The following is a 24,626-nucleotide window of genomic DNA, read 5'->3' on the forward strand; positions in this document are numbered from 1 at the left end:
CGCGGCTACCTCCCGAGGTAGACCGGCTTCTCCTTGGCCAGGAACGCCTCCACAGCGATGGTGTGGTCCTGCGACGCGCCCGCCCGGGTCTGGAGTTCGCCCTCCTTCTCCAGCGCCTCGGCGAGTGTGTGCCCGGCGCCGTACGCCATCGACTCCTTCAGCGCCGCGTACGCCACCGTGGGGCCGTCCGCCAGGGCACGGGCCACCGCCGTCGCCCGCTCGGCCAGCTCGGCCGCGGGGACCACCCGGTTGACGAGACCCAGCTCCCACGCTTCCTGCGCGGAGATCGACCGCGGGAAGAACAGCAGATCGGCGGCGCGGCTCTGCCCGATCAGCCGGGGCAGGGTCCAGGACACGCCCGAGTCGGCGGTGAGCGCGACGCCCGCGAACGAGGTGTTGAAGGAGGCGGTGTCGGCGACCACCCGGTAGTCGGCCGCGAGCGCGAATCCGAATCCGGCACCCGCCGCGACGCCGTTCACCCCGGCGACGACCGGCTTCGCCATCTTGGTGATCGCCCGCACGATCGGGTTGTAGTGCTCCCACACCGTGCTCAGCGCGTTCCCGCCACCCGCCTCGCGGGTGGCCGCGAGCGTGGCGACGTGCTCCTTGAGGTCCTGGCCGACGCAGAAGGCGCGCCCGGTGGCCGTGAGCAGCACCGCCCGGACCCCCGCGTCCTGCGTCGACGCCAGCAGCGCGTCCCTCAGCGCGACCTTCGCCGCGGTGTTCATGGCGTTCATCGCGCCGGGTCGGTTGATCGTGATCGTTGCGAGACCTTCGCTCACGTCGTACAGGACGGTGTTCGCCGGCTCGTCGGCCATTCCGGTATCCCCTCGCTGCTCGGGCATCGTTGCCACTGCTGGCAAGCATGGCCGATCCGGAGCTGGGCAGAGATGTGACCTGCGTCTAACAATTGGCTCTCACCTGGGGGTCCTGGGCGGCGCAGTATCGCAGCCGGATCGCCGAATTGGGTGGTTTTGAGAGAGTGCGTTGCGCAAGCGATGCAGACCGATGTTGGTCATCGGGGTCCTTGATGCGGGATAATGGCGAAGAAGCAATGTGTTCGATGCCGGTGAGGCAGCACCTGTCATGGGGCCGCCGGTTGCGATGAGCTGGTTTCAGGAAGGGGAACGAGCATGGCGGCCATGAAGCCGCGGACGGGCGACGGCCCGCTCGAGGTGACAAAGGAGGGGCGGGGCATCGTCATGCGCGTTCCGCTCGAGGGCGGCGGTCGGCTTGTTGTCGAGCTGACTCCGGACGAGGCCGACGCCCTCGGCGACGCGCTGAAGAAGGTCGTCGGCTGAGGCGGAACGCCCATCACCTTCACCACTGCCCGGTACGGATTCCGTACCGGGCAGTGGTGCGTCCTGCTGAGGTTCTACGTGTTCACCATGAGGTTTTGCGCGCTCAGCCGCGCCGGACCGCGCAGAGCAGGCCGTCACCGACCGGCAGCAGGGTCGACATCAGCTCCTGGCTCTCGCGCACCGCCCGCAGCAGCTCCCGCAGCCGCAGCACCTCGGCCGGCTGGGCCGCGGAGTCGACCGTGCGGCCGTCCGCGAAGACGCCCTCGAAGCAGACCAGCCCGCCGGGCCGCAGCAGGCGCAACGATTCAGCGAGCACATCGAGGCTCTCCAGTCGGTCGCCGTCGCAGAAGACGAGGTCGTAACCGCCGTCCGCGAGCCGGGGCAGGACGTCCAGGGCGCGGCCGGGAATGAACCGGGCCCGGTTGGTGGCGAAGCCCGCCTCGCGGAACGCCGCCCGGGCGAACTGTTGACGCTCGGGCTCGGGGTCCACCGTGGTCAGGACCCCGTCCGGCCGCATTCCGTGCAGGAGATAGATGCCGGACACGCCGGTGCCCGTGCCGATCTCCGCCACCGCTTTGGCGTCCGCGGCGGCTGCCAGCAGGCGCAGCGCGGCACCGGTGCCCGGTGACACCGAGCGAAGCCCCAGCTCGCGAGCCCGGTCCCGGGCCCCGTGCAGTGCTTCGTCCTCGGCGACAAAGGCGTCGGCGAACGCCCAGCTCGTCTGCCGGTTGGCGGTGATGGCCCTCTCCTGTCCCCGTAGTTGGCGCAACGGTGACTGTATCCGCTGAACCCGGGAACCCGCAGATGGGACCGGGCGTTGTGCAAGCAGTGGGGAAAGCGTGGTGACCGGGTCCGCCGATCGGACCGGCGAACTGCGGGAAAGTCCCGGGCGACGCCCGGCCCCAGCAGGGAAAAAGGCTTATCCGGAGCTAACGGGCGAGGTGGCTATGGTAGGGGCTCCACTGGACACCACCAGAGCCGATAGGGGAGGTGCGGCTGCGCCTGTGGACCGGGGAGGGATGCTGCGGCGTCTCCTCAGGTCGGCCGGTGAGCCGAAATCCGTGACCAACATTGCTGACCGTTCTTCCGAAGACTCCGCACCAACCGCGACCTTCGCCTCCGATGCGGCTTCTCAGGCGTGGACCCCGCCCTCATGGGAAGAGATCGTCAGCACGCACAGCGGCCGTGTGTACCGCCTCGCCTACCGGCTGACGGGAAACCAGCACGACGCCGAGGACCTGACCCAGGAGGTCTTCGTCCGGGTGTTCCGCTCGCTGTCGACGTACACGCCCGGCACCTTCGAGGGCTGGCTGCACCGCATCACGACCAATCTCTTCCTGGACATGGTCCGGCGCAAGCAGCGCATCCGCTTCGACTCGCTCGGCGACGACGCGGCCGAGCGCCTGCCGAGCCGTGAGCCGTCCCCGCAGCAGGTCTTCAACGACACCCACTTCGACGCCGACGTGCAGCAGGCGCTGGACACCCTCGCGCCCGAGTTCCGTGCGGCGGTGGTCCTCTGCGACATCGAGGGCCTCAGCTACGAGGAGATCGCCGCCACCCTCGGGGTGAAGCTCGGCACCGTCCGTAGCCGTATCCACCGCGGTCGCTCGCACCTGCGCAAGGCGCTCAAGCACCGTTCGCCCGAGGCCCGCGCCGAGCAGCGCTCCCTGGCGGGCGCGGTCCTGGCAGGGGAGGGCGGAACGGCGTGAGCGGCACAGGACCCACCCCCGCGGAAGCGCATCTGGGGGACCGCCTCGCCGCGCTGGTCGACGGCGAGCTGAAACACGACGCCCGCGAGCGGGTCCTGGCCCACCTGGCGACCTGTGCCAAGTGCAAGGTCGAGGCCGATGCCCAGCGCCGCCTCAAGAGCGCCTTCGCCATGTCCGCCTCACCCTCGCCCTCCGAGGGGTTCCTGGCCCGGCTACAGGGCCTTCCCGGGGGTCCTGGCGGCGACGACACCGGCTCCGGCGGACCGTTCGGCGGTCGCGGGCCCTTCGCCGACGAGATCTTCCCCCGGCTGCGGTCCTCCGGCGGCAGCACCCGCGCCGATATCGCGCCCTCCCCCCTGGACGGCTTCGGATACCTCCCCGCCACCCACGGCTCCACCGCCGTGCTGACCGGCGGCCCCGGTTCCGGCTCCGTCCTGCGCATACACGAGGTGGCCCGTGACGCGGACCGCTCGCCCTGGCGCGGGAGGCGCTTCGCGTTCGCCGCGGCCAGCGCCGTCTCCCTCGCGGCCATCGCGCTGGGCGGCACCCTTCCGCTGGACTCCGGCCCCGAATCCGCCCTGCGCGCCGAGGGCGCCGGGAGCAACGTCAACCCGCTCGACGCCGCGACCCGAGCCGAGAACGGCGCGAAAGCGGTCAGCCGCCAGGGCGGCGGCGCCCTCGCGGTGACCGGCGACGGCCGGCCGGCCGAGCGGCCCGCGTCCGGCACGGCCCCCGCCGGGACGAACCGGATGCCCTCGACGCTCACCGGTACGACACCGGTGGTTCCGGTCGGCACCCCTCCGGTGAACCGGCAGGGGCCGCCGACCGCTCCGCCGCTGTTCGGCGTCCAGGCCTCGGGCGGACACCCCTTCACCTTCCCCGTGCTGAACGTGTCCGTGTCGCCTCTGATACGCCCGGCGATGTCCGGCACCCCGCTGTTGGCGGCGGCGCTCGGCAGCGGTGCGGCGCCGAAGACGGTCCCCTCCTCGGGGCCGTCCCCGGGCTCGCCCGCCAACGATCTGGCAAGCCCCCTTTCCCCCCGGCCCTGACCGGACCCTGCGCGGGGATTCGCAAACCTGGTTGAATTCCGGTGAGGGACGCCTCGGTGGGGCGTACAGAGGCCAGTTGCGGGGAGAGCATGGACGACGGGAAGCCCACCGGGCCGCAGGCGAAGTGGTGGAGCCGCCCCACGGCGGGGCGTGCCGACCGCACGGAGCCGGACAGCGGGCCGGCCCCGTCGGACGCTCCGCCGGCCGAGGACCGTGAGCCGACGATCCCGGGCCCGGCCACGCCCCCGGCCCCGGACACGAACCCGGTTCCGGAGGCTGCTCCGGCCCCGGACACGAACCCTGTTCCGGAGGCTGCTCCGGCCCCGCCCTCCGGTGCCTCCGGCCGGCCGGAGGCACACGACGGCCAGGAGGTTCCGCGCCCCCGTCCGTCCGGGACCCCGCTGCACGAGCCCGACGAGTACAGCACCCCGCCCTACGGCGGTCCCGGCCCCTGGGCGCCCGCCCCGCCGGTGCAGCGGCCCACCCCGGCCCACGGCACCTTCGTACCGCCGGGGGCCGGAGCACCGCCCCCGCGGTACGCCGAGACGGCGGGCGCCGGAATCCCGGCCCCCGCGTCGACGCCCGCCCTGGCACCGCAATCCGCGCCCGCCGACGGCTGCACGCCCCCGCACGCCCAGCCCGCCGACGCCTTCGCGCCCCCAGGGCCCCACGCACAGCCCCAGGCGCCCGCCCAGCCCACGGCGGCCCCCGGGCCCCACCCGGCGCATGGAGCCCACGCACCGCAGCCGTCGCAGGGTGCCCCAGAGCTTCAGGGGCAGCACCCCGCACCGCATCCGGCTCAGCAGCCGCACGCGCAGCAGCACACGCAGTGGCTCCAGTACGACCCGTGGGGTGCTCCGGGGCAGCCGCTGACCCGGCCGGGACCCCCCGAGGGCGCCGAGCCCGGCCGCAGGAAGAAGCGCCGGGGCGGGGCGTTCATGGGAGTGCTCCTGCTCACCCTGGTCGCCGGCGGCATCGGCGGCGGGGTCGGCGCGTACATCGAGCGCAACGGCGGCCTGACCACCGTCGAGCTGCCGCAGGCGGGCCGCGGCGACGGCGACCGGGCACCCGAGAGCGTCGCCGGCATCGCCGCCAGCGCCCTGCCCAGCGTGGTCACCCTGCATGTCAGCGGCACCGCCGAGTCCGGCACGGGCACCGGCTTCGTCCTCGACGGCCAGGGCCACATCCTCACCAACAACCACGTCGTCGCCCCGGCCGGGTCCAGCGGGGACATCACCGTGACGTTCAGCAGCGGCGAGACGGCCTCCGCCGAGCTCGTCGGCAAGGACAGCGGCTACGACCTCGCGGTCGTCAGGGTCCGCGGGGTCTCCGGGCTCAAGCCCCTGCCGCTCGGCAACTCCGACAACGTCCAGGTAGGCGACCCGGTGGTGGCCATCGGCGCCCCCTTCGATCTGTCCAACACGGTGACCTCGGGCATCATCAGCGCCAAGCAGCGGCCGATCACCGCCGGCGGCGAGAAGGGCGACGGCAGCGACATCAGCTACGTCGACGCCCTCCAGACCGACGCGCCGATCAACCCGGGCAACTCCGGCGGACCGCTGGTCGACACACAGGCCCACGTCATCGGCATCAACAGCGCCATCCGCGCGGCCGACAGCGCCCGGGGCCCCGAGGCGGGCGGCCAGTCCGGTTCCATCGGCCTCGGGTTCGCGATACCCATCAACCAGGGCAAGCGCGTCGCCGAGGAGCTGATCAGCACCGGCAAGGCCACCCACCCGGTCATCGGCGTCACGCTGGACATGAAGTACACCGGCGACGGGGCCAAGGTCGGCACGAAGGGCGCCGACGGCGCGCCCGCCGTCGCGAAGGACGGCCCTGCGGCCGAGGCGGGCATCGAGTCCGGCGACATCATCACCCACGTCGAGGGCCGGCGGGTGCACAGCGGCGAGGAGCTGATCGTGAAGATCCGCGCCCACCGCCCCGGCGACGAGCTCGACCTCAAGCTGACCCGCGGCGGCGAGGAGCGGACGGTGACCCTGACGCTCGGCTCGGCCAGCGGCACCTGACGGCCACCGCGAGGTACCGCCCGGACACCTTCGACAGGTACCTTTGAGCGGTCCGGGCAGCTGGGAGACCCGGGCCGCGATCGCACGGAGAACACGCGGAGAACACGAGGAGCAACAAGGTGTTCAATGACATAGGCGCACTGGAGCTGTTGACGCTCGGGGTGCTGGCCGTGCTGGTCTTCGGCCCCGACAAGCTGCCCAAGCTGATCCAGGACGTCACGCGCACCATCCGTAAGATCCGCGAGTTCTCCGACAGCGCCAAGGAAGACATCCGCTCGGAGCTCGGCCCGCAGTTCAAGGACTTCGAGTTCGAGGACCTCAACCCCAAGACGTTCGTCCGCAAGCAGCTGATGGACGGCGACGACGCCCTGGGGCTGAAGGAGATCCGCGAGAGTTTCGACCTGCGCCAGGACCTGGCCGACGTCACCGACGCGGTCAACGGGCGCACCCCGGCCGCGTCCGATACCGCCAACAGTGCGGCGAACGGCTCGGCGGGCGGCTCGGCGACCAGCCTCACCAAGACCGGCGACACCGGTCCTGACCTGCTGAAGAAGACCCCGCAGCAGACGCAGCCCGAGCGCCCGCCGTTCGACGCAGACGCCACCTGACCCCGGTCAATCCCGACTCGTCCGGACGGTATGGCTATTCTCCATCTGTCCGGTTGCGAGGATGCCCAAGCCCGCGGGGGGCGGGCCGCTCCGGATCATGACTGATCGAGGAGGCGGCCGCGCAGATGGAGACGACGAGTCGGAGTGATACGGACGGTGTCCCGGGCACGGCCACGGCGGAGGAGGTGCCGACGACGCGGCGTACCGTCGACGGCTACCTGGAAGCGACCTTCCCCTGGTACGGGCTGGACGAGGCCTTCACCGGCCCGCGCTGGCTGATGCAGGTCGGCACCGCGGCGGACGGCACGGTGCAGCACGGCGCGACGGGACACGGCGACGAGCCGTCGGTGAAGTCGGACGGCTCCGCCGACAAGGAGCGGTTCGCGGCGGTGATCACCGTGGCCGCGAGCCCGGTGAGACGCAGCGGCGACGGTACGGGCGTGCTGGACGCCACCACGGTGTCCTCGGCGGCCTGGCTCGCGGGTTCCGGCCTGCTGGCGTACACCTGGCCGCCGCAGATGGACCACACCCTGCGCGACGAATGGCTGGACCAGCAGACCGAGACGGCGTTCACCCTCGCCGACGACCTCGCCGGCGCGCCCTGGTCGACGCTCTCCCTCCCGGTGGACGGGGTGCCGGTGGAGTTCCACTACCGCGAGTCCGAGTTCGGCTGGGTCCTCGCCGGATCCGCCCACGAGGGCGTCCATATCGGGGCGTACGGGCGGGGGATGAGCGCGTACGGTCTCGGCTTCGCGGCCGTCAAGGACATCGCGACGTACGCGTAGCGACGCAGACGGGCGGGCCGGTCGACCACCGGCCCGCCCCCGTGCTCCGTACCGCCCCCGTGCTCCGTACCGGCGCCGGGTTCCGTACGGGTGTCAGAACTTGTTGCGCGGAGTGATCCCCAGCGACATGCCCGACAGGCCGCGCTGACGGCCGCCCAGCTTCTCCGCGATCGAGCGCAGCGCGCTGCCGGCCGGGGAGTCGGGGTCGGACAGGACGACCGGCTTGCCCTCGTCGCCGCCCTCGCGCAGCCGTAGGTCGATCGGGATCGAGCCGAGCACCGGCACCTCGGCGCCGATCGTCCGCGTCAGCCCCTCGGCGACCCGTGCGCCGCCGCCCGAGCCGAACACGTCGACCATCTCGTCGCAGTGCGGGCACGGCATGCCCGACATGTTCTCCACCACGCCGACGATCTTCTGGTGGGTCTGCACGGCGATCGAGCCGGCCCGCTCGGCCACCTCGGCCGCCGCCTGCTGCGGGGTCGTGACGACCAGGATCTCCGCGTTCGGCACGAGCTGCGCGACCGAGATCGCGATGTCGCCGGTGCCCGGCGGCAGGTCCAGGAGCAGGATGTCCAGGTCGCCCCAGTACACATCGGCGAGGAACTGCTGGAGCGCCCGGTGCAGCATCGGACCGCGCCAGACCACGGGTTCGTTGCCCGGGGTGAACATGCCGATGGAGATGACCTTCACGCCGTGCGCGGACGGCGGCATGATCATGTTCTCGACCTGGGTGGGCTTGCCGTCCGCACCGAGCATCCGGGGCACGCTGTGCCCGTAGATGTCAGCGTCCACGACGCCGACCTTCAGCCCGTCGGCCGCCATCGCCGCGGCGAGGTTCACCGTCACCGAGGATTTGCCGACGCCGCCCTTACCGGAGGCGACCGCGTACACCCGGGTCAGCGAGCCGGGCCGGGCGAAGGGCACCTCCCGCTCGGCGGTGCCGCCGCGCAGCGAGCTCGCCAGGTCCTTGCGCTGTTCGTCGCTCATGACGTCGAGGGTCACCTCGACCCGCGAGACGCCCTCGACCCGGGCGACCGCCTCGGTCACGTTCCGGGTGATCGTCTCGCGCATCGGACACCCGGAGACCGTGAGATACACCGTGACAGCGACTACACCGTCAGGATCGATCTCGACCGATTTCACCATGCCCAGCTCGGTGATCGGGCGGTGGATCTCCGGGTCGTTCACTGTCGACAGTGCCTCAAGCACCGCGTCTTCCGTAGCCATACGGACGATGTTACGGCGCGGAGTACCACGGGCGGGCAGCCCCTCAGCGGTCGCCTTCGTCACTCTCGGCCGGGAGCAGCACCTGCCGGTCCTCCATGTCCCTCACCATGTCCTGGAGTTCCGAGCGGATCCAGTCCCGGGTGGCGACCTCGCCCAGGCCCATGCGCAGGGCCGCGATCTCCCGCGTCAGGTATTCGGTGTCGGCGATGGACCGCTCGTTCTGCTTGCGGTCCTGCTCGTGCGTGACCCGGTCGCGGTCGTCCTGCCGGTTCTGCGCGAGGAGGATCAGCGGCGCGGCGTAGGAGGCCTGGAGCGACAGCATCAGCGTCAGGAAGATGAACGGGTACCGGTCGAAGCGCAAGTCCCCCGGCGCGAAGATGTTCCACAGCACCCAGATGATGATGATCAGCGTCATCCAGACGATGAACCGCCCGGTCCCCAGGAAGCGCGCGATCCGCTCCGAGAACCGGCCGAACGCCTCCGGGTCGTACTCCGGCAGCAGCCGCCGGCGCGGGTCCTTCGGCTGGTCCAGCCTAGTGCGAGGGGGCCGCACCAGGCCCGAGGCGCCGGTCGACGCCGCCTTCGCCCGCTCATCACCCGCCATGACCGATCCCCTCCTCCCCGTGCAGGTCCGTCTCACGCCAGTCGTCCGGCAGCAGGTGGTCCAGGACGTCGTCCACGGTCACCGCGCCCAGCAGCGAACCGCTCTCGTCCACGACGGGCACCGAGACCATGTTGTACGCGGCGAGATAGCTGGTGACCGTCGGCAGCGGGGTGTCCGGCGGCAGCGGCACCAGGTCGCTGTCGACGATCGAGCTGACCAGGGTGAACGGCGGGACGCGCAGCAGCCGCTGGAAGTGCACCGTGCCGAGGTACTTCCCGGTCGGGGTGTCGTCGGGGGAGCGGCACACGTACACCTGCGCGGCGAGCGCCGGGGACAGGTCCGCCTGCCGCACCCGGGCCAGCGCGTCGGCCACCGTGGCGTCGGGCAGCAGCACGATCGGCTCGGTCGTCATCAGACCGCCCGCCGTCCGCTCCTCGTACGACATCAGACGGCGGACGTCGGCGGCGTCGTCCGGCCGCATCAGCGCCAGCAGCCGTTCCTTGTCCTCCTCCGGCAGCTCGGAGAGCAGGTCGGCCGCGTCGTCGGGGTCCATCGCCTCCAGGACGTCGGCGGCCCGCTCCTCGGCGAGCTTGCCGATGATCTCCACCTGGTCGTCCTCGGGCAGCTCCTCCAGGACGTCGGCGAGCCGGTCGTCGTCCAGGGCGGCGGCGACCTCCGCCCGGCGCTTGGGCGAGAGGTGGTGCAGGGCGTTCGCCACATCGGTGGGCCGCAGCCGCTCGAACGTGGCGACCAGACTCTCCGTACCCTGGCCGTGCTCCTCCAGCGAGAAGCCGCTGACCGCCGACCACTCCACCGTCAGGGTCTCGCCCTTGCGGCGCAGCGCCCCGCCGCGCCCCCTGCGCACGAAGTACTTGTCGATCTCCCAGTCGCGGCGGGCCGGCAGCTGCTGGATGGCCACGTCCAGGACGGTGACCTCCTCGTCGCCCTCCACCAGCCGCACCCGCCGGTCCAGGAACTCGCCGAGGACGAGACGTTCGGTGGGCCGCTGTTCGAAGCGCCGCATGTTGACGACGCCGGTGGTGATGACCTGGCCGGACTCGACGCCCGTCACCCGGGCCATCGGCAGGAAGATCCGCCGGCGGCTGATCACCTCGACCACCAGGCCCAGGATGCGCGGCGGGCGTCCGCCGACCCGCAGCATCGCCACCAGATCACGGACCCGGCCGACCTGGTCCCCGTTCGGGTCGAAAACGGGTACGCCGGACAGGTGCGAGACGAAGACCCTGGGGGTGACTGCCGCCATCCTCGGCCTCCTTCGCCCGTCCGTGTCCACCGTGTCGTCACGCTCCGCGTGGCCGTCCGCGCCCGACCGTCCCGGACCGACTCCGCCGACCGGCGGATTCGCCGGTACGCCGGGATCAGGCTAGCCCGAACCGCCGCACCGCGCCCCGGCGGACCCGTCCGTGCGGCTGGCTGCCGGACGGTGCGCGCCGCCCGGGTACGCTGCCGTCTGCCACCCCTGATCGCAGTTGAGAGGCAGTGCGCCCGTGACCTCTTTCGCCCCGGCCGTGCGGAACCATCGCCGGACCGCCCTCGCTCTCGTGCTGTGCGGAGGGCTCACCGCGGCCCTGGCCGCCTGCGGCACGGAGGAGGACCCGGACAAGGGGACCAACGGCGTCGCCAAACTCTCCGCCGCCGAGATCGACGAGAAGGCCAGAGCGGCGGCCGAAACGGCGAGTGCCGTACGCCTGTCGGGCACGCTCGTCAGCAAGGGCGGCACCTACCGGCTGGAGATGAGGCTCAACGCGGAGGGCGGCATGGGCTCGGTGACCTCCAAGCAGCAGAGCTTCGCCCTGCTGCGGGTGGACGACGAGCTCTACCTGAAGGCGCCCGCGGAGTTCTGGACCCATGAGGAGAGCGGCGGCGGGGGCAAGTCCTCCGACGTGGCGGCCGCCGACAAGCTGGGCGGCAAGTATGTGAAGGTCCCCGAGGGCGACCCCAGCTACCGCCAGCTGCGCGGCTTCACCGACAAGAAGGTCCTGCTCGACGGGATTCTCGCGCTGAACGGAAAGGTCAACAAGGGTGGCCGGGACACGGTCGCCGGGCAGCGCACCATCCAGATCCTGGGCGGCAAGGGCGAGGGCGGGGCGTTCGACGTCTCGCTGGAGGACCAGCCCTATCCGATCCGGGTGGCCCGGGGCGGCGGCGGGGGCACGGTCACGCTCGCCGACTGGGGCCAGGCCTTCCCCCTGGAGGCGCCGCAGGAGGACGACACCGTCGACTACGGCGGTCAGCTCCCCTCATCATCCGGCTGAGCGAACCGGACCACTCGGCTCAGCGTTTCCCGCGACGCTCCAGCGGTTTCCCGCGGCGCTTCGGCGCTTCCCGGTCGGCTCAGTGCCTCCCGGTCGACTCAGTGCCTCCCGCGGCGTTTCAGCAGCAGCCGGGGGAGCGCTGCCGGAGCGGGCTGCCGAGTGGTGGCCCCGGTCGGCAGCGGGACGGCCGCCAGGGAGCTGTTCGGCAACGTGGTGCTGACGGTCTCGGGTGTCAGCCGCACCACGGTGCACTCGCGCGCCCACCGCTCCGTCATCGACTCGGCGTCCGGCGCGTTCAGCCGCTTGCCCTTCAGCTCGGCGACCGCCGCCTCCCACTCCTCGGAGTGCGGCGGGAGGAAACGGGAGGCCGCGGTCCAGGCGACGATCCGGCCGCCCTTGTCCTTGCTGCGTACGGTCACCTCGGCCCGGCCGCCGTCGGCCAGTCCCTCGGGCAGCGGCTGCTCGCCGGGACCGCCGCCGACCAGGTGCGCCGCGCCGTCGTGCCAGACGTGCCAGACGGCACGGGCCGGCCCGTCGCCACGCACCCAGACGAGACCGGACTTCTTCGTGGCCTCCTCGACGAGGGCCCTCTCCAGCAGGGCGGCGGCATCGGGCGCGGCGGCGTCAGTCATGGGCGCGAGCTTACTCAGCGACCGAGGCGGGGACTCAGAGCCAGCCGTTGCGCTTGAGGATGCGGTGGATGGAGAAACAGACCACCCCGATGACGCCGAGCACCAGCGGATAGCCGTACTTCCACTGCAGCTCGGGCATGTGCTCGAAGTTCATGCCGTAGACGCCGCAGATCATCGTCGGCACGGCGATGATCGCCGCCCAGGAGGTGATCTTGCGCATGTCCTCGTTCTGCGTGACGGTCGCCTGCGCCAGATTCGCCTGGAGGATCGAGTTCAGCAGTTCGTCGAAGCCGAGGACCTCCTCCTGGACCCGGGCGAGGTGGTCGGCGACATCGCGGAAGTACTTCTGGATGTCGGGGTCGATCAGCCGCATCGGGCGCTCGCTCAGCAGCTGCATGGGCCGCAACAGCGGCGAGACGGCCCGCTTGAACTCCAGCACCTCGCGCTTGAGCTGGTAGATGCGGCCCGCGTCCGAACCGCGCGGGGTGCCCTTGGCCGGGGTGGAGAAGACATCGATCTCCACCTCGTCGATATCGTCCTGCACCGCCTCGGCCACCGCGATGTACCCGTCGACCACATGGTCGGCGATGGCGTGCAGGACGGCGGAGGGTCCTTTGGCGAGCAGTTCCGGATCGTCCTGGAGACGGTGGCGCAGCGCGCGCAGGGAGCCCTGGCCGCCGTGCCGGACGGTGACGACGAAGTCCGGGCCGGTGAAGCACATCACCTCGCCGGTCTCCACGACCTCGCTGGTCGCGGTCAGCTCGGCGTGCTCCACGTAGTGGATCGTCTTGAAGACGGTGAACAGCGTGTCGTCGTAGCGCTCCAGCTTGGGCCGCTGATGGGCGTGGACGGCGTCCTCGACGGCCAGCGGGTGCAGCCCGAACTCCCGGGCGATGCCCGCGAATTCGGCCTCGGTCGGCTCGTGCAGGCCGATCCAGGCGAAGCCGCCCTCCTCCCGCACCTGGAGCATCGCCTCGTGCGGCGTCGGGGGCGCCGGCGTCGCCAGCCGGCGGCCGTCGCGGTAGACGGCGCAGTCGACGACGGCGCTGGAGACGGAGGGGTCGCGGGTGGTGTCGTACGCGCTGTAGGGGGCGCTGTTCTTCACGAGGGACGGGCGCAGGGACGGGCGCACGGCGGCGCGCAGGTCACGGATCATCGACATGGCTGGCTCCTTCACGGAGGGCCGTCGGCGAGGGCGTGGCACAGCCCGGAACGAGGACGTGGGCTCACGTCCGCAAAGCGGGCGGCACCGCGCGGGCGCCATGACGGCGTTCGCTACAGACAGGCAAAAACGAAGGGCTCTTCCGTCGCGCGAACCGCTGTCGAGGAGTCATCCGGATACGACGGCGATGTCGGCACCGGGCGACCGACGAGGCGTCGGATCAACGGGAAACGCGAGGCGCGGAAGAGCGATTGGTACTGCACGGTCGACTTGGATCCATAGCAGTCCCCACCTCCTCCGGCCGGTCCCCCGTGGGGGACGACGTGTCGTCGGGACGAAGAAGAGCAACGCTTCTGCGTGCTGTCCCGACCGGCGGCCAGGCTATCAGCCGCCCAGGGCCCAATTCCGTACTTTGCCCATTCCCTACGCGATCTATGCTCGCGACATGGCAGAAATTCTCGCTCTGGTCGAGGCCCGGCTCCGTTCCGCACTCGGGGAACCGGACGCCCGCGCCGACGTGACGTTCCTGGGCACCGACCGCGTCGAGGTGCTGCGCTTCCTCGACGGCGACGTGGTGCGCTACGCCACGCTCGGCATGTCCGGTCAACCGATGGCCGACCCCACCTCCCCGCTCGCCGACCCGGTGAAGGGCCCCCGCGCCGAGCTGATCCTGTCGGTACGGGGCGGACTCGCCGACACCGACCAAGTGCTGCGCCCGCTCGCCGTGCTGGCCGCGTCCCCGCAGGTCGAGGGGGTGGTCGTGGCCGCCGGAGCCTCGCTGGACCTGGGCGAACCGCTGTGGACGGGGGCGCCGTTCACCTCGGTCCTGGTCGCGGAGTCCGGCGGTCTGGTGGAGGACCTGGAGCTGGACGAGCCGATGGACCCGGTGCGCTTCCTGCCGCTGCTGCCGATGACGCACAACGAGGCCGCCTGGAAGCGGGTGCGCGGCGCGCAGGAACTCCAGGAGCGGTGGCTGACGCACGGTACGGACCTGCGCGACCCGCTGCGCACGTCCGTGGTCCTGGACTGAGGGCTGTCCCGTGGTCCTGGATGTGCGAACGTCGGCCCGGCCTGGGAACGTATGCCTTTGACCGCTGCCGCGATGCTCCGGGGCGCGCAGAGGTCACGCCGTCGTGAACAGCGGCCCGGTCGGAGCCACGCTGCGGACGGGTGATCGTCCTTGACGCGAGGGACGGCGGAGAGGACGGTTGGTTCTTATGAGGGGCGAACCCAGTTGCCCGAAGTGCGGTGGCCGGGTCAGGGCGCCCGGTCTCTTCGCCGATGCCTGGCAGTGCTCCGTGCACGGCCAGGTCCATCCGATGCAGCCGGTCATCCCGCCGAGCGTCGAAGGCCTCGGCGTCGTGGTGCACCGCGCCCAGGTCCCCGTCTGGATGCCCTGGCCGCTCCCCGTGGGCTGGCTGTTCACCGGGGTCGCCAGCGCGGGCGACGACCGCAGCGGCGGACGCGCGAGCGCCGTGGCCTGCTCCGGGCCCGGCCCGCTGGGCGGGATGGGCGAGCTACTGCTGGTCGCCGAGGAGCTCGGTGTCGGGCTCGGCGCCCGGTATGCCGGAATCGATGGCCCGGACCCCGGCCTCCATCTGGACGTCGACTCCGCCCCCGACGCCAAGGTCCACGCCGCCGGCCGCCCCACCCCCCTCTGGCACGTGAGGAACGCCCCGGGGGACCGCGCGGTCTTCGCGGGCGAGGCGCGGGGGCTGTGGCTCTGGGCGATCCTGTGGCCCGAGCAGTCGGGGCTGCTGATGTACGACGAGCTGGTCCTCACCGACCTGCGGGACGCCGGGGGAGAGGTGGACTTGGTCCCCTGCGGCGCGCTCACGCCCCGTCTGCTCACCGCTCCCGAGGCGCCGCCCCGGCAGGCGACGGGCGAGCGGTAGCGCGTACGCGTCCGGTCCCGCGGCCGGCGGTGGACGCGGGTCGGGGAGCGGGACCGGGTGAACGCCGGTGCGCGGGTCCGTTCGCGCCTCCCCGTGAGACCCCCGGCGCGGGCCCGGGCGCGGCCGGACGCCCGGCGCGCGGCGGTTACCCTTGAGCGGTCCCCCGTCCGCCCATGAGCCCCGGAGTCAAGCGTCGTGCGCATCGACCTGCACACCCACTCCACCGCCTCGGACGGCACGGACACCCCCGCCGAGCTGGTCGCGAACGCCGCCGCCGCAGGCCTGGACGTCGTCGCGCTCACCGACCACGACACCGTGGGCGGCCACCAGCAGGCCATCGACGCGCTGCCCGACGGGCTCACCCTCGTCACCGGCGCCGAACTCTCCTGCCGGGTCGACGGCGTGGGCATGCACCTGCTGGCCTACCTCTTCGACCCCGCCGACGCCGAGCTGGAGCGCGCCCGGGAACTCGTCCGCGACGACCGGGTGCCGCGCGCCCAGGAGATGGTTCGCAAGCTGCGCGCCCTCGACGTCCCGATCTCCTGGGAGCAGGTCGCCCGCATCGCCGGGGACGGCTCGGTCGGCCGCCCGCACGTCGCCGCCGCCCTCGTCGAACTCGGCGTCGTACCGACCGTCTCCGACGCCTTCACCCTCGACTGGCTGGGCAACGGCGGCCGGGCGTACGCCGAGAAGCACGAGTTCGACCCCTTCGAGGCGATCCGCCTGGTGAAGGCGGCGGGCGGGGTCACCGTCTTCGCCCACCCGGCCGCCGTGAAACGCGGCGCGGTGGTCCCCGAGTCCACGATCGCCGCGCTCGCCGACGTCGGCCTCGACGGCGTCGAGGTCGACCACATGGACCACGACGCGCCCACCCGGGCCCGGCTCCGCGGCCTTGCCCGCGAACTGGGTCTGCTCACGACCGGCTCCAGCGACTACCACGGCAGCCGGAAGGCCGTCGAGCTCGGCCACTGCACCACCGACCCCGAGATCTACGGGGAGATCACCCGGCGCGCCACGGGAGCCTTCCCGGTGCCGGGCGCCGGCGGAGCCGGTCACCGCTGAGGGACCTCCGGCGGATCACGGCCGGACACCCTCTGACTCCCCACCCTCCTTCACCGCACCACCTCTCCACTCCCCGCGCGCCCCTGTGCGTACCGCCGCGTGCCCGACACGGCGACGGCCGCCGCCCGGCCCCCGCGCCCCTCCGTACCGCCCGCTCTTCTCTCGCAAGGCTCACTGTGTTCGACGTCGCTGTCTTCGGATCCCTTTTTCTCACCCTATTTGTGATCATGGACCCGCCAGGGATCACGCCGATCTTCCTCGCCCTCACCGCGGGCCGCCCCGCCAAGGTGCAGCGCAAGATGGCGCTCCAGGCGGTCATGGTCGCGTTCGGCGTGATCGCCGTCTTCGGTCTGCTCGGTCAGCAGATCCTCGACTATCTGCATGTCTCCGTTCCCGCGCTGATGATCGCGGGCGGACTCCTGCTGCTGCTCATCGCACTCGACCTGCTGACCGGCAAGACGGACGAGCCCACGCAGACCAAGGACGTCAACGTGGCGCTCGTACCGCTGGGCATGCCGCTGCTGGCCGGGCCCGGCGCGATCGTCTCGGTCATCCTGGCGGTGCAGCACGCCGACGGCGTGGGCGGCCAGCTCTCGGTGTGGTCCGCGATCGTCGCCATGCACGTGGTGCTCTGGCTGGCCATGCGCTACTCGCTGGTCATCATCCGTGTGATCAAGGACGGCGGCGTGGTGCTGGTGACCCGGCTCGCGGGCATGATGCTCTCCGCCATCGCCGTCCAGCAGATCATCAACGGCGTCACCCAGGTCATCCAGAACTCCTGACCGCTCCTGGTCACGGCTGGCCCCGCGCACCACAGCGCCCCCGCACGGACGTTCCGTACGGGGGCGCTTCGTCTTCAGCGGCGCAATGCGGTGAGGCGCGGGGCCTCGTCAGGCGTCATGAGCCCAGATGCGTTACGAAGCCGAGCTGTCGGCCGGCCGGATGTAGATGCGCCGGCCCATCGCTGCGGCCTGCTGCACGATCCGGTTGACGGAGGCGGCGTCCACGACGGTGCTGTCCACGGCGGTACCGTCGATGTCGTCGAGTCGCATGATCTCGAAGCGCACAGGGCTTCCCTTCGTCCGATCCTCCTGGTGGAGAACTACTGGTGCCGGTGGGGCATCCCACCGGCAAGGCGGGGAACGCGAGGCTTCCCTCGCGTTCCCCGTGGGTAACAACGACGTGCCCCCTGCAAACATTCCCTACGCTAAGGAAATTTTTTGGATGTCTAAGTACCCGTCGGTAGTCACGCCACCACAGACCATGAGGTTCGCATGAACGAGGCGGACCCGCGGTCCCTCGGCGGAGCCGGTCTCGGCGCCAGCCTGGACCGCACCAACGAGCTGCTCCAGCGGATGCTCATCGAGGTCTCCAAGACCCCGTCGACGCACGCGATCTTCGTGGACGCCGGCTATGTGTACGCGGCGGCCGGGCTGCTCGTCACCGGCACCGAGGACCGGCGCTCCTTCGACCTCGACGCCGAAGGGCTGATCGAGGCCTTCATCGACAAGGCTCGCACGATCTTCGCGGACAGCAGACTGCTGCGCGTCTACTGGTACGACGGGGCCCGCCGCCGCATCCACACCACCGAGCAGCAGGCCATCGCCGAACTCCCCGACGTCAAGGTGCGCCTCGGCAACCTCAACGCCAACAACCAGCAGAAGGGTGTCGACTCGCTCATCCGCACCGACCTCGAATCCCTCGCCCGGCACCGCGCCATCAGCGACGCCGCGCTCGTCGGCGGCGACGAGGACCTGGTCTCGGCGGTCGAGGCGGCCCAGGGCTACGGGGCGCGTGTGCACCTCTGGGGCATCGAGGCCGCCGAAGGGCGCAACCAGGCCGAACCGCTGCTGTGGGAGGTCGACAGCCAGCGCACCTTCGAGCTCGACTTCTGCCGCCCCTACGTCACCCGGCGGCCCGTCACCACGTACGAGGACGACAGCCCGGCCCCCTCCCGGGAGGACGTCCGCTTCGTCGGCGCACAGATCGCGGCCGCCTGGCTCGCCGCCCGGGGCCGGGAGTCCCTCGCCGACCTGCTGCCCGGCCACCCCTATCTGCCGGGCTCCGTCGACCAGGACCTGCTGGTGGAGGCGGAACGCCTGCTCCAGCACTCGCTGCGCGGCCACGCGCACCTGCGACGGGCGCTCCGCGACGGCTTCTGGCAACACCTGCAGTCGCAGTACTGACGGAAGCGGGGCCGGTGGCGGCGCGTCGGACGGCCGGTGGGACGCGCCGGGGTGCGCCGACGGCGCGTCAGGCTGCCGGCAGACCGTCCCAGAACGCGGCCAGCGCCTTCGCCGTCTCCTGCGGGCGGGCGGTGTTGGGGGAGTGCTCGGCACCGGCGATCGTGGTGCGGCGGGCGTCGAGGCGCCGCGCCATGGAGTCGAACAGCTCCACCGGCCAGACGTCGTCGCGCTCGCCGGACAGGACGTGGACGGGCAGCCCGACGGCGGCCAGCTCGTCCACCCGGTCCGGTTCGGCGGCCAGTTGGGCCCCGGTGGCGATCAACTGGGCCGGGTGGTGGGCGAGCCAGCGGTGGCGCATGGCCGCACCGTCGCCGGTGTCCGCGTCCTGCGGGGGATCCAGTGCCCGCATCGCCTGCCACACCTCGTCCATGGACAGCACGGACAGCGCGTCGCTCAGCATCTTCACCTTGTCCCGCTGGGCCGCGACGACCTCCGCCGGCCCCGAGGACATCAGCGTCAGCGAGCGGAACGGAGTGGCGTCCAGCAGGACGGCGGCGCGGGCGATCTGACCGCCGAGCGAGTGCCCGAGCAGATGCAGCTCTCCCTCCCCACCGCTGAGGGACGCCGCCTGGGCCAGCACGTCACGGGCCAACTCGCCCTGAACGTAGCTCTCCTGACGGTCCGTCCCCTTGGATTCGTACTGCCCCCGGCCGTCCACGGCGACCACCCGGTAGCCCGCCGCGCACAGTGGTTCCAGCAGGGCGATGAAGTCCTCCTTGCTGCCGGTGTATCCGGGCAGCAGCAGGGCGGTGGCCCGTGCCGGGGTACGTGGTACGGCGTCCAGGACGGCGAAGTCTCCGCGCTCGGTCCGCAGGACACGGGCGCGGGCGCAGGGCGGCGGGGCGAAGGTGGGCGGGCGGCTCATACGGCGAGGCTATCCCCGCCGCACCTCTCCCCGCCTCATCGGGCGGCCCGTTCGGCGACACCGGGCGAGCAAGTCCGGCGACACCGGGCGGTGCCATCGTGCGCCCCGGACCCGACCCGCCGCGTCGGAGGTACGGCCGCCTCCCCCCAGGGTCTGCCCCGGAGCGTTTCCCCCTGCCCGCCCCGTCCTGCAGGATGAGGGTCAGACCTGTCCCATCCCTCCCCGTCCACCGGAAGCAGGAGCCGTGACCGTGCAGCCCTCCTCGTCCCCGGAGCGCCGGCCCGGACGTGGCCGGCCGGGCATCCTGCGCGCGGGCCTGCTCCAGCCGGCGGCGGGCCCCCTGGCGGTGCTGGCCGCCGGGGTGGCGGGCGCCGTATATCTGTACGGCACCGATCCGCACGAAAGCGGACAGCTGCTGCCCCGCTGCCCGTTCCGGATGGTCACCGGGCTGCTCTGCCCCGCCTGCGGCGGCACCCGCATGGTGTACGACCTGATGCACGGTGATGTCGCCGCCGCCTGGGCCGACAACCGGGCACTTCTCCTTGTCGCGCCCTTCGCACTCGCCCTGCTGGCCCGGTGGACCGTCGAGGGCCTGCGCGGGCGCCGCTGGCGCCCCCGGACGAGTGGTCGGGTCCAGGTCCTGTTGGTGTCGGTGGCGGTGGCCTGGGCGGTGCTCCGCAACGTGGTGTGACCAGGCGCGGGACCGAATGCTCGCAGCCGCCGCGGTCGCTGGAGGCGTGCACTTCGGCGGAATTGATCACGGAGCGGGCACGATCATGCGGTGCCCCTCCCGCCGGAGCCCCATCTTTCTTTACCCTGTCATTACACAGGGGGATTCCGCATGCCGTCTTCGGGCGAGGCTTCCTCCTGGTTCGCGCCGGAATTCTCTATTCCGGTTGTTCTTCCGCTCACCCAGGAGATACCCCATGACCGTCCCCACCCCGGATGCCCCTTACGGCGTCGACCCGCAGGGTCGCCCCTACTCCGACAAGTCGAAGGTCATCGCCGGCGTCCTCCAGATACTTCTGGGAGGTCTCGGTATCGGACGCTTCTACGTCGGGTCCATCGGTGTGGGGATCGCCCAGCTCCTCACCTGCGGTGGTCTCGGAGTCTGGGCGCTGATCGACGGCATCCTCTACCTCACCAGCAGTGACCGCACCGACAAGCAGGGCCGGGTCCTGCGCAGCTGATCGGCACCGGCGTCCGCGCCCACTGCCGTACGACGACGTCGGCCGTCAGGACCACGAACTGGTCCTGACGGCCGACGTCGTCGTACGGCCCCGCACCGGCGAACTGTGTCCACGAGTGCGAGGCCGTCCATGGTGCGGTGGCGCCGGAGCGTCAGCTCTCGGTCGTCGTCGACGCCTTGCCCGCCGGGCGGGTGGCGCGACGGCGGCGCGGCTTCGTCTCGGCGGCGGCCTCGCTCACCACTGCCTCGGCCTCGGAGACCACTGCGGCCTCCTGGGTCGCGGTCGAGGTGACGCTGCGGGTGGCACGACGCCGGCGCGGCTTGGCATCCTCCTCGGTGGCGACGGCCTTCGCGGCGGCCTTCGCGGTGACCTTCTCCGAGGCCACCGCGGTCTCCGCCGTCTCCGCCTTCGCCCGGGACTTCGTCGTCCTGGTCGCCCGGGCCTTCGGCTCGGCCGACGTGGACGTGGCCTTCGGCTCCGACTTGGCCTTCGTCGTGGCGCGGGCCGGACGACGACGCGTCTTCACCTCGGGCTCCGGCTCGGCGGCCGGGGCGATCTGGAAGTCGACCTCGTCGGCCGGCTTCACGATCCGGGTGCGGCGGCGCGGCTTGACGGCCTTCGGCTCGACGACCGGCTCCGCGACGCCCGCGGCGACGGCCACGGTCTGGAACTCGGCCGGGGCCGGTGCGGCCGGAGCCGCGGCGACGGGCGAAGCCGTCTCCTCGGCCACCGGCTTCACGGCGGCGCGGCTGCGACGACGGCGCGGCTTGGTCTCCGCGACGGCCTCCGCGGCCGGCTCGGCCACAGGTGCGGCCTCGATCACGGGTGCGGCCTCGGCGACCGGAGCGGGAACCACCGGAGCCTCGGCGACCGCCACGGCCGCCTCGGTGACGGCCTCGGGGGCGCTGACGCGGGCACGGCGGCGACGGCGCGGCGTACGCGCCGCGTCGTCGGACGCCTCGTCAACGGCCGGTGCGACCGGGGCGGTCTCCTTGGCGGGTGCGGGCACCGTCGCGGCGCCCTCCTCCGCTGCGGAGCCGCCACGGGTGCGGCGACGCTGACGCGGTGTACGGGTGCGGGGCTCGCGCTCCTCACGGGCGGGTGCCGGTGCGGCGGCCTTGCGGCCTCGGCCGCCGGTCTCGCCGAGATCCTCGACCTCCTCCGCGCGCAGACCGGCACGGGTCCGCTCGGCGCGCGGCAGCACGCCCTTGGTACCCGCCGGGATACTGAGCTCCTCGAAGAGGTGCGGCGAGGTGGAGTACGTCTCGGGCGGGTCCGGGAACTTCAGGTCCAGGGCCTTGTTGATCAGCTGCCAGCGCGGGATGTCGTCCCAGTCGACCAGCGTGATCGCGATGCCCTTGGCGCCCGCGCGGCCGGTGCGGCCGATGCGGTGGAGGTAGGTCTTCTCGTCCTCCGGCGACTGGTAGTTGATGACGTGGGTCACACCCTCGACATCGATACCGCGCGCGGCGACGTCGGTGCAGACCAGCACGTCGACCTTGCCGTTGCGGAAGGCGCGCAGCGCCTGCTCGCGGGCGCCCTGGCCCAGGTCGCCGTGGACCGCGCCGGAGGCGAAGCCGCGCTTCTCCAGCTGCTCGGCGATGTCGGCGGCCGTGCGCTTCGTACGGCAGAAGATCATCGCGAGCCCGCGGCCGTCGGCCTGGAGGATGCGGGAGAGCATCTCCGGCTTGTCCATGTTGTGGGCGCGGTAGACGTGCTGGACCGTGTTCTTGACGGTTGTGCCCTCGTCGTCGGGCGACGTGGCGTTGATGTGCGTCGGCTGCGACATGTAGCGGCGCGCGAGGCTGATGACGGCGCCGGGCATGGTGGCCGAGAACAGCATCGTCTGACGCTTGGGCGGCAGCATCGTGATGATGCGCTCGACGTCGGGCAGGAAGCCCAGGTCCAGCATCTCGTCGGCCTCGTCGAGGACGAGCCCGCGGATGTGGGAGAGATCGAGCTTGCGCTGGCCCGCCAGGTCCAGGAGACGGCCCGGGGTGCCGACGATCACGTCGACGCCCTTCTTGAGGGCCTCGACCTGGGGCTCGTACGCCCGGCCGCCGTAGATCGCGAGAACGCGGACGTTACGCACCTTGCCGGCCGTGAGCAGGTCGTTGGTGACCTGCTGGCACAGCTCGCGGGTGGGAACGACGACGAGCGCCTGCGGCGCGTCGGTCAGCTGTTCGGGCTTGGCGCGGCCCGCCTCGACGTCGGCGGGGACGGTCACGCGCTCCAGGAGCGGGAGACCGAAGCCGAGCGTCTTGCCGGTGCCGGTCTTGGCCTGGCCGATGACGTCGGAGCCGGAGAGGGCTACGGGGAGCGTCATCTCCTGGATGGGGAAGGGGGACGTGATGCCGACAGCCTCGAGGGCTTCGGCCGTCTCGGAAAGAATACCGAGGTCGCGGAACGTAGTCAGGGTGCTGCCTCTTCTGTGAGACGCGGTCCGAGGCGAACGCTGGGGGTCGTACCGAGCCGGGGTTGGTCATCCGGCCGTGGATGGGCCGGGTGGCGCGGGACCACTGCCGTCGCTCGAGCGCTCGTGCCGCTGAGGGGGCCCCTCATCTGCAGTCGTACGTGTCGTACGCACCGCGTGGAGGGCTGTCGGGTCGGAGCCGATCGGGCCACCGACCGGGCATCCTCATTCAAGGGCGCGCCTCTGGCACAGCACAGTGCTCAGTAAGCGCAATACCACTGTACCCCGGATTCGCGCATGTGTGTTGGACGAATTCATCGGAACGGTATGAGGCCCCCGGCTGACCAGGCCCTTCAGCCCTGCGCGGAGAGGGCTATCGTTCCGTTCATGGAGACGCCTGACCACGCCACTGAGACCCCCGCCGAAGCTTCCGCGGCCACCGGGATCGCCGCCCAGGACTGGGCCACCGCGGCCGCCGACCCGCAGTACCGCGCCGCGGTCGTGGACCTGCTCGGCGCCCTCGCCTACGGAGAGCTGGCGGCCTTCGAGCGGTTGGCGGAGGACGCGAAGCTCGCGCCGACCCTCGGCGACAAGGCGGAGCTGGCGAAGATGGCCGCCGCCGAGTTCCACCACTTCGAGCAGCTCAACCAGCGGCTCACCGCCGTCGACGAGGACCCCACCGCCGCGATGGAGCCGTTCGCCAAGGCGCTCGACGACTTCCACCGCCAGACGGCGCCGTCCGACTGGCTGGAGGGCCTGGTCAAGGCATACGTCGGCGACTCGATCGCGAGCGACTTCTACCGCGAGGTCGCGGCCCGGCTGGACACCGACACCCGGTCCCTCGTCATGTCCGTGCTCGATGACACGGGCCACGGGAACTTCGCCGTGGCGAAGGTGCGCGCCGCGATCGAGGCCGACCCGCGGCTCGGCGGACGGCTCGCACTGTGGGCGCGCCGGCTGATGGGCGAGGCGCTGTCGCAGGCCCAGCGGGTGGTCGCCGACCGTGACGCCCTCTCGACGATGCTGGTGGGCGGCGTCGCCGACGGCTTCGACCTGGCCGAGGTGGGCCGGATGTTCTCCCGGATCACCGAGGCCCACACCAAGCGGATGGCCGCGCTGGGACTGGCCGCGTAGCACCCCGCTACTGGGCCGCCGCCGACCGGGCGAGGCGGCGGCCGCGTGGTCGGATCAGCAGCGACAGGGTCACCGCCCCGACGGACACGGCTCCGATCAGCGTCGTCAGTACATGGCCGGTACCCAGCGCGGCATACGTCAGATACGCGCCGAACAGGGCCCCCAGCGCGCCGGTGAGATAAACGGCACGGCCGGACGGCAGTCGGTCGGCCAGTGATCGGAGCGCCGCCCAGGACAGGGCGAGTCCGAGGACGGCGGCGCCGAAGGATTCCCAGATCACAGAGGATCACCTCGCGGGGGTGTGCGGGGCGGGCAAATCGGTCGTAGGCGCTACTACCCCCAGCCGACGGGGAACAATCCTCCAGCGGCCCGCTCCGACCCGTACGGGGATCCGGGGCGGCAGAGAGACCCGCACAGAACGCGGGAGCGGCCCGGCGGGAT

Annotated in this window: 26 protein-coding genes; 15 read left to right on the top strand and 11 right to left on the bottom strand. The window is 71.9% G+C overall.

Annotated features, from left to right (window positions below):
- Nucleotides 1–5: 5 nt before the first annotated feature.
- The gene (gene chcB / locus ACZ60Q_RS16900) at nucleotides 6–818 is read right to left on the bottom strand and encodes a 2-cyclohexenylcarbonyl CoA isomerase (RefSeq protein ID WP_469634502.1); all 813 of its coding nucleotides are present in this window, start codon (nucleotides 816–818) and stop codon (nucleotides 6–8) included.
- Nucleotides 819–1,133: 315 nt separating this feature from the next.
- Here chcB and ACZ60Q_RS16905 point away from each other — a divergent pair, with 315 nt between their 5' ends.
- Nucleotides 1,134–1,301 carry a DUF3117 domain-containing protein gene (locus ACZ60Q_RS16905; RefSeq protein WP_003966491.1) on the top strand — a complete coding sequence of 56 codons (168 nt, stop codon included), beginning with the start codon at nucleotides 1,134–1,136 and terminating at the stop codon, nucleotides 1,299–1,301.
- Between the two features lie 103 nt (nucleotides 1,302–1,404).
- On the opposite strand, the gene ACZ60Q_RS16910 is transcribed toward ACZ60Q_RS16905, so the two are convergent.
- Complete coding sequence (locus ACZ60Q_RS16910; RefSeq protein ID WP_469634505.1) at nucleotides 1,405–2,070, bottom strand: O-methyltransferase; 666 nt, start codon at nucleotides 2,068–2,070, stop codon at nucleotides 1,405–1,407.
- A gap of 178 nt (nucleotides 2,071–2,248) precedes the next feature.
- On the opposite strand from ACZ60Q_RS16910, the gene sigE reads away from it, so the two are divergent.
- The 5 genes from sigE (at nucleotide 2,249) to ACZ60Q_RS16935 (ending at nucleotide 7,479) form a co-directional block, all read left to right on the top strand.
- Nucleotides 2,249–3,010: an RNA polymerase sigma factor SigE gene (gene sigE / locus ACZ60Q_RS16915; protein WP_469634507.1), complete on the top strand. Its 762-nt coding sequence runs from the start codon at nucleotides 2,249–2,251 to the stop codon at nucleotides 3,008–3,010.
- The gene (locus tag ACZ60Q_RS16920; protein ID WP_469634509.1) at nucleotides 3,007–4,059 is read left to right on the top strand and encodes an anti-sigma factor family protein; all 1,053 of its coding nucleotides are present in this window, start codon (nucleotides 3,007–3,009) and stop codon (nucleotides 4,057–4,059) included. The genes sigE and ACZ60Q_RS16920 overlap by 4 nt, the downstream gene beginning before the upstream one ends.
- 89 nt (nucleotides 4,060–4,148) lie before the next feature.
- Nucleotides 4,149–6,086: a S1C family serine protease gene (locus tag ACZ60Q_RS16925; RefSeq protein WP_469634512.1), complete on the top strand. Its 1,938-nt coding sequence runs from the start codon at nucleotides 4,149–4,151 to the stop codon at nucleotides 6,084–6,086.
- Between the two features lie 119 nt (nucleotides 6,087–6,205).
- A complete protein-coding gene (locus ACZ60Q_RS16930; protein ID WP_469634515.1) occupies nucleotides 6,206–6,694 on the top strand; it encodes a sec-independent translocase in 489 nt (162 codons plus the stop codon).
- 125 nt (nucleotides 6,695–6,819) lie between these two features.
- A complete protein-coding gene (locus ACZ60Q_RS16935; RefSeq protein WP_469634518.1) occupies nucleotides 6,820–7,479 on the top strand; it encodes a hypothetical protein in 660 nt (219 codons plus the stop codon).
- Between the two features lie 93 nt (nucleotides 7,480–7,572).
- On the opposite strand, the gene ACZ60Q_RS16940 is transcribed toward ACZ60Q_RS16935, so the two are convergent.
- Genes ACZ60Q_RS16940 through ACZ60Q_RS16950 form a run of 3 tightly spaced genes read right to left on the bottom strand, consistent with a single transcriptional unit; the run spans nucleotide 7,573 to nucleotide 10,574 of the window.
- Nucleotides 7,573–8,706, bottom strand: coding sequence for an Mrp/NBP35 family ATP-binding protein (locus ACZ60Q_RS16940; RefSeq protein ID WP_469634521.1), 1,134 nt, complete (start codon nucleotides 8,704–8,706; stop codon nucleotides 7,573–7,575).
- 43 nt (nucleotides 8,707–8,749) lie between these two features.
- On the bottom strand, nucleotides 8,750–9,310 hold the full coding sequence (locus ACZ60Q_RS16945) for a DUF1003 domain-containing protein (protein WP_469634524.1): 561 nt from the start codon (nucleotides 9,308–9,310) through the stop codon (nucleotides 8,750–8,752).
- Nucleotides 9,300–10,574: a magnesium transporter MgtE N-terminal domain-containing protein gene (locus tag ACZ60Q_RS16950; RefSeq protein WP_469634527.1), complete on the bottom strand. Its 1,275-nt coding sequence runs from the start codon at nucleotides 10,572–10,574 to the stop codon at nucleotides 9,300–9,302. The genes ACZ60Q_RS16945 and ACZ60Q_RS16950 overlap by 11 nt, the downstream gene beginning before the upstream one ends.
- A 244-nt stretch (nucleotides 10,575–10,818) precedes the next feature.
- Here ACZ60Q_RS16950 and ACZ60Q_RS16955 point away from each other — a divergent pair, with 244 nt between their 5' ends.
- Entirely contained in the window at nucleotides 10,819–11,586 is a 768-nt protein-coding gene (locus ACZ60Q_RS16955) for a hypothetical protein (protein ID WP_469634529.1), read from the top strand.
- A 98-nt stretch (nucleotides 11,587–11,684) separates the two neighbouring features.
- Here ACZ60Q_RS16955 and ACZ60Q_RS16960 read toward each other — a convergent pair whose 3' ends face one another.
- Nucleotides 11,685–12,218 carry a hypothetical protein gene (locus tag ACZ60Q_RS16960; protein ID WP_469634532.1) on the bottom strand — a complete coding sequence of 178 codons (534 nt, stop codon included), beginning with the start codon at nucleotides 12,216–12,218 and terminating at the stop codon, nucleotides 11,685–11,687.
- A gap of 34 nt (nucleotides 12,219–12,252) precedes the next feature.
- Nucleotides 12,253–13,380 (bottom strand): magnesium and cobalt transport protein CorA, encoded by a 1,128-nt coding sequence (locus tag ACZ60Q_RS16965; protein WP_469634535.1) that lies wholly within the window; start codon nucleotides 13,378–13,380, stop codon nucleotides 12,253–12,255.
- 445 nt (nucleotides 13,381–13,825) lie between these two features.
- Here ACZ60Q_RS16965 and ACZ60Q_RS16970 point away from each other — a divergent pair, with 445 nt between their 5' ends.
- The 4 genes from ACZ60Q_RS16970 (at nucleotide 13,826) to ACZ60Q_RS16985 (ending at nucleotide 17,119) form a co-directional block, all read left to right on the top strand.
- Nucleotides 13,826–14,410 carry a suppressor of fused domain protein gene (locus tag ACZ60Q_RS16970; protein WP_469634537.1) on the top strand — a complete coding sequence of 195 codons (585 nt, stop codon included), beginning with the start codon at nucleotides 13,826–13,828 and terminating at the stop codon, nucleotides 14,408–14,410.
- A gap of 187 nt (nucleotides 14,411–14,597) precedes the next feature.
- Nucleotides 14,598–15,275 (top strand): DUF6758 family protein, encoded by a 678-nt coding sequence (locus ACZ60Q_RS16975; RefSeq protein ID WP_469634540.1) that lies wholly within the window; start codon nucleotides 14,598–14,600, stop codon nucleotides 15,273–15,275.
- A gap of 195 nt (nucleotides 15,276–15,470) precedes the next feature.
- Entirely contained in the window at nucleotides 15,471–16,337 is an 867-nt protein-coding gene (locus ACZ60Q_RS16980; RefSeq protein WP_469634543.1) for a PHP domain-containing protein, read from the top strand.
- A gap of 176 nt (nucleotides 16,338–16,513) precedes the next feature.
- Nucleotides 16,514–17,119 carry a MarC family protein gene (locus tag ACZ60Q_RS16985; RefSeq protein WP_073802481.1) on the top strand — a complete coding sequence of 202 codons (606 nt, stop codon included), beginning with the start codon at nucleotides 16,514–16,516 and terminating at the stop codon, nucleotides 17,117–17,119.
- A gap of 132 nt (nucleotides 17,120–17,251) precedes the next feature.
- On the opposite strand, the gene ACZ60Q_RS16990 is transcribed toward ACZ60Q_RS16985, so the two are convergent.
- The gene (locus tag ACZ60Q_RS16990; protein WP_469634545.1) at nucleotides 17,252–17,404 is read right to left on the bottom strand and encodes a hypothetical protein; all 153 of its coding nucleotides are present in this window, start codon (nucleotides 17,402–17,404) and stop codon (nucleotides 17,252–17,254) included.
- A gap of 207 nt (nucleotides 17,405–17,611) precedes the next feature.
- On the opposite strand from ACZ60Q_RS16990, the gene ACZ60Q_RS16995 reads away from it, so the two are divergent.
- The gene (locus ACZ60Q_RS16995; RefSeq protein ID WP_469634549.1) at nucleotides 17,612–18,523 is read left to right on the top strand and encodes an NYN domain-containing protein; all 912 of its coding nucleotides are present in this window, start codon (nucleotides 17,612–17,614) and stop codon (nucleotides 18,521–18,523) included.
- 67 nt (nucleotides 18,524–18,590) lie between these two features.
- Here the strand turns inward: ACZ60Q_RS16995 and ACZ60Q_RS17000 are convergent, their stop codons facing one another.
- Complete coding sequence (locus ACZ60Q_RS17000; RefSeq protein ID WP_469634551.1) at nucleotides 18,591–19,448, bottom strand: alpha/beta fold hydrolase; 858 nt, start codon at nucleotides 19,446–19,448, stop codon at nucleotides 18,591–18,593.
- Between the two features lie 301 nt (nucleotides 19,449–19,749).
- Between ACZ60Q_RS17000 and ACZ60Q_RS17005 the strand changes: the two genes are divergently transcribed.
- Nucleotides 19,750–20,139 carry a DUF2752 domain-containing protein gene (locus tag ACZ60Q_RS17005; RefSeq protein ID WP_469634988.1) on the top strand — a complete coding sequence of 130 codons (390 nt, stop codon included), beginning with the start codon at nucleotides 19,750–19,752 and terminating at the stop codon, nucleotides 20,137–20,139.
- A gap of 235 nt (nucleotides 20,140–20,374) precedes the next feature.
- Nucleotides 20,375–20,638, top strand: a complete 264-nt coding sequence (locus tag ACZ60Q_RS17010; protein ID WP_469634553.1) for a TM2 domain-containing protein — start codon at nucleotides 20,375–20,377, stop codon at nucleotides 20,636–20,638.
- Between the two features lie 151 nt (nucleotides 20,639–20,789).
- Here ACZ60Q_RS17010 and ACZ60Q_RS17015 read toward each other — a convergent pair whose 3' ends face one another.
- Entirely contained in the window at nucleotides 20,790–22,964 is a 2,175-nt protein-coding gene (locus ACZ60Q_RS17015; RefSeq protein WP_469634556.1) for a DEAD/DEAH box helicase, read from the bottom strand.
- A 474-nt stretch (nucleotides 22,965–23,438) separates the two neighbouring features.
- Between ACZ60Q_RS17015 and ACZ60Q_RS17020 the strand changes: the two genes are divergently transcribed.
- Nucleotides 23,439–24,185, top strand: coding sequence for a ferritin-like fold-containing protein (locus ACZ60Q_RS17020; protein WP_469634559.1), 747 nt, complete (start codon nucleotides 23,439–23,441; stop codon nucleotides 24,183–24,185).
- Between the two features lie 7 nt (nucleotides 24,186–24,192).
- Here the strand turns inward: ACZ60Q_RS17020 and ACZ60Q_RS17025 are convergent, their stop codons facing one another.
- Complete coding sequence (locus ACZ60Q_RS17025; RefSeq protein WP_469634561.1) at nucleotides 24,193–24,465, bottom strand: hypothetical protein; 273 nt, start codon at nucleotides 24,463–24,465, stop codon at nucleotides 24,193–24,195.
- Between the last annotated feature and the right edge of the window lie 161 nt (nucleotides 24,466–24,626).

This window comes from Streptomyces sp. NPDC104313, from assembly GCF_055583985.1.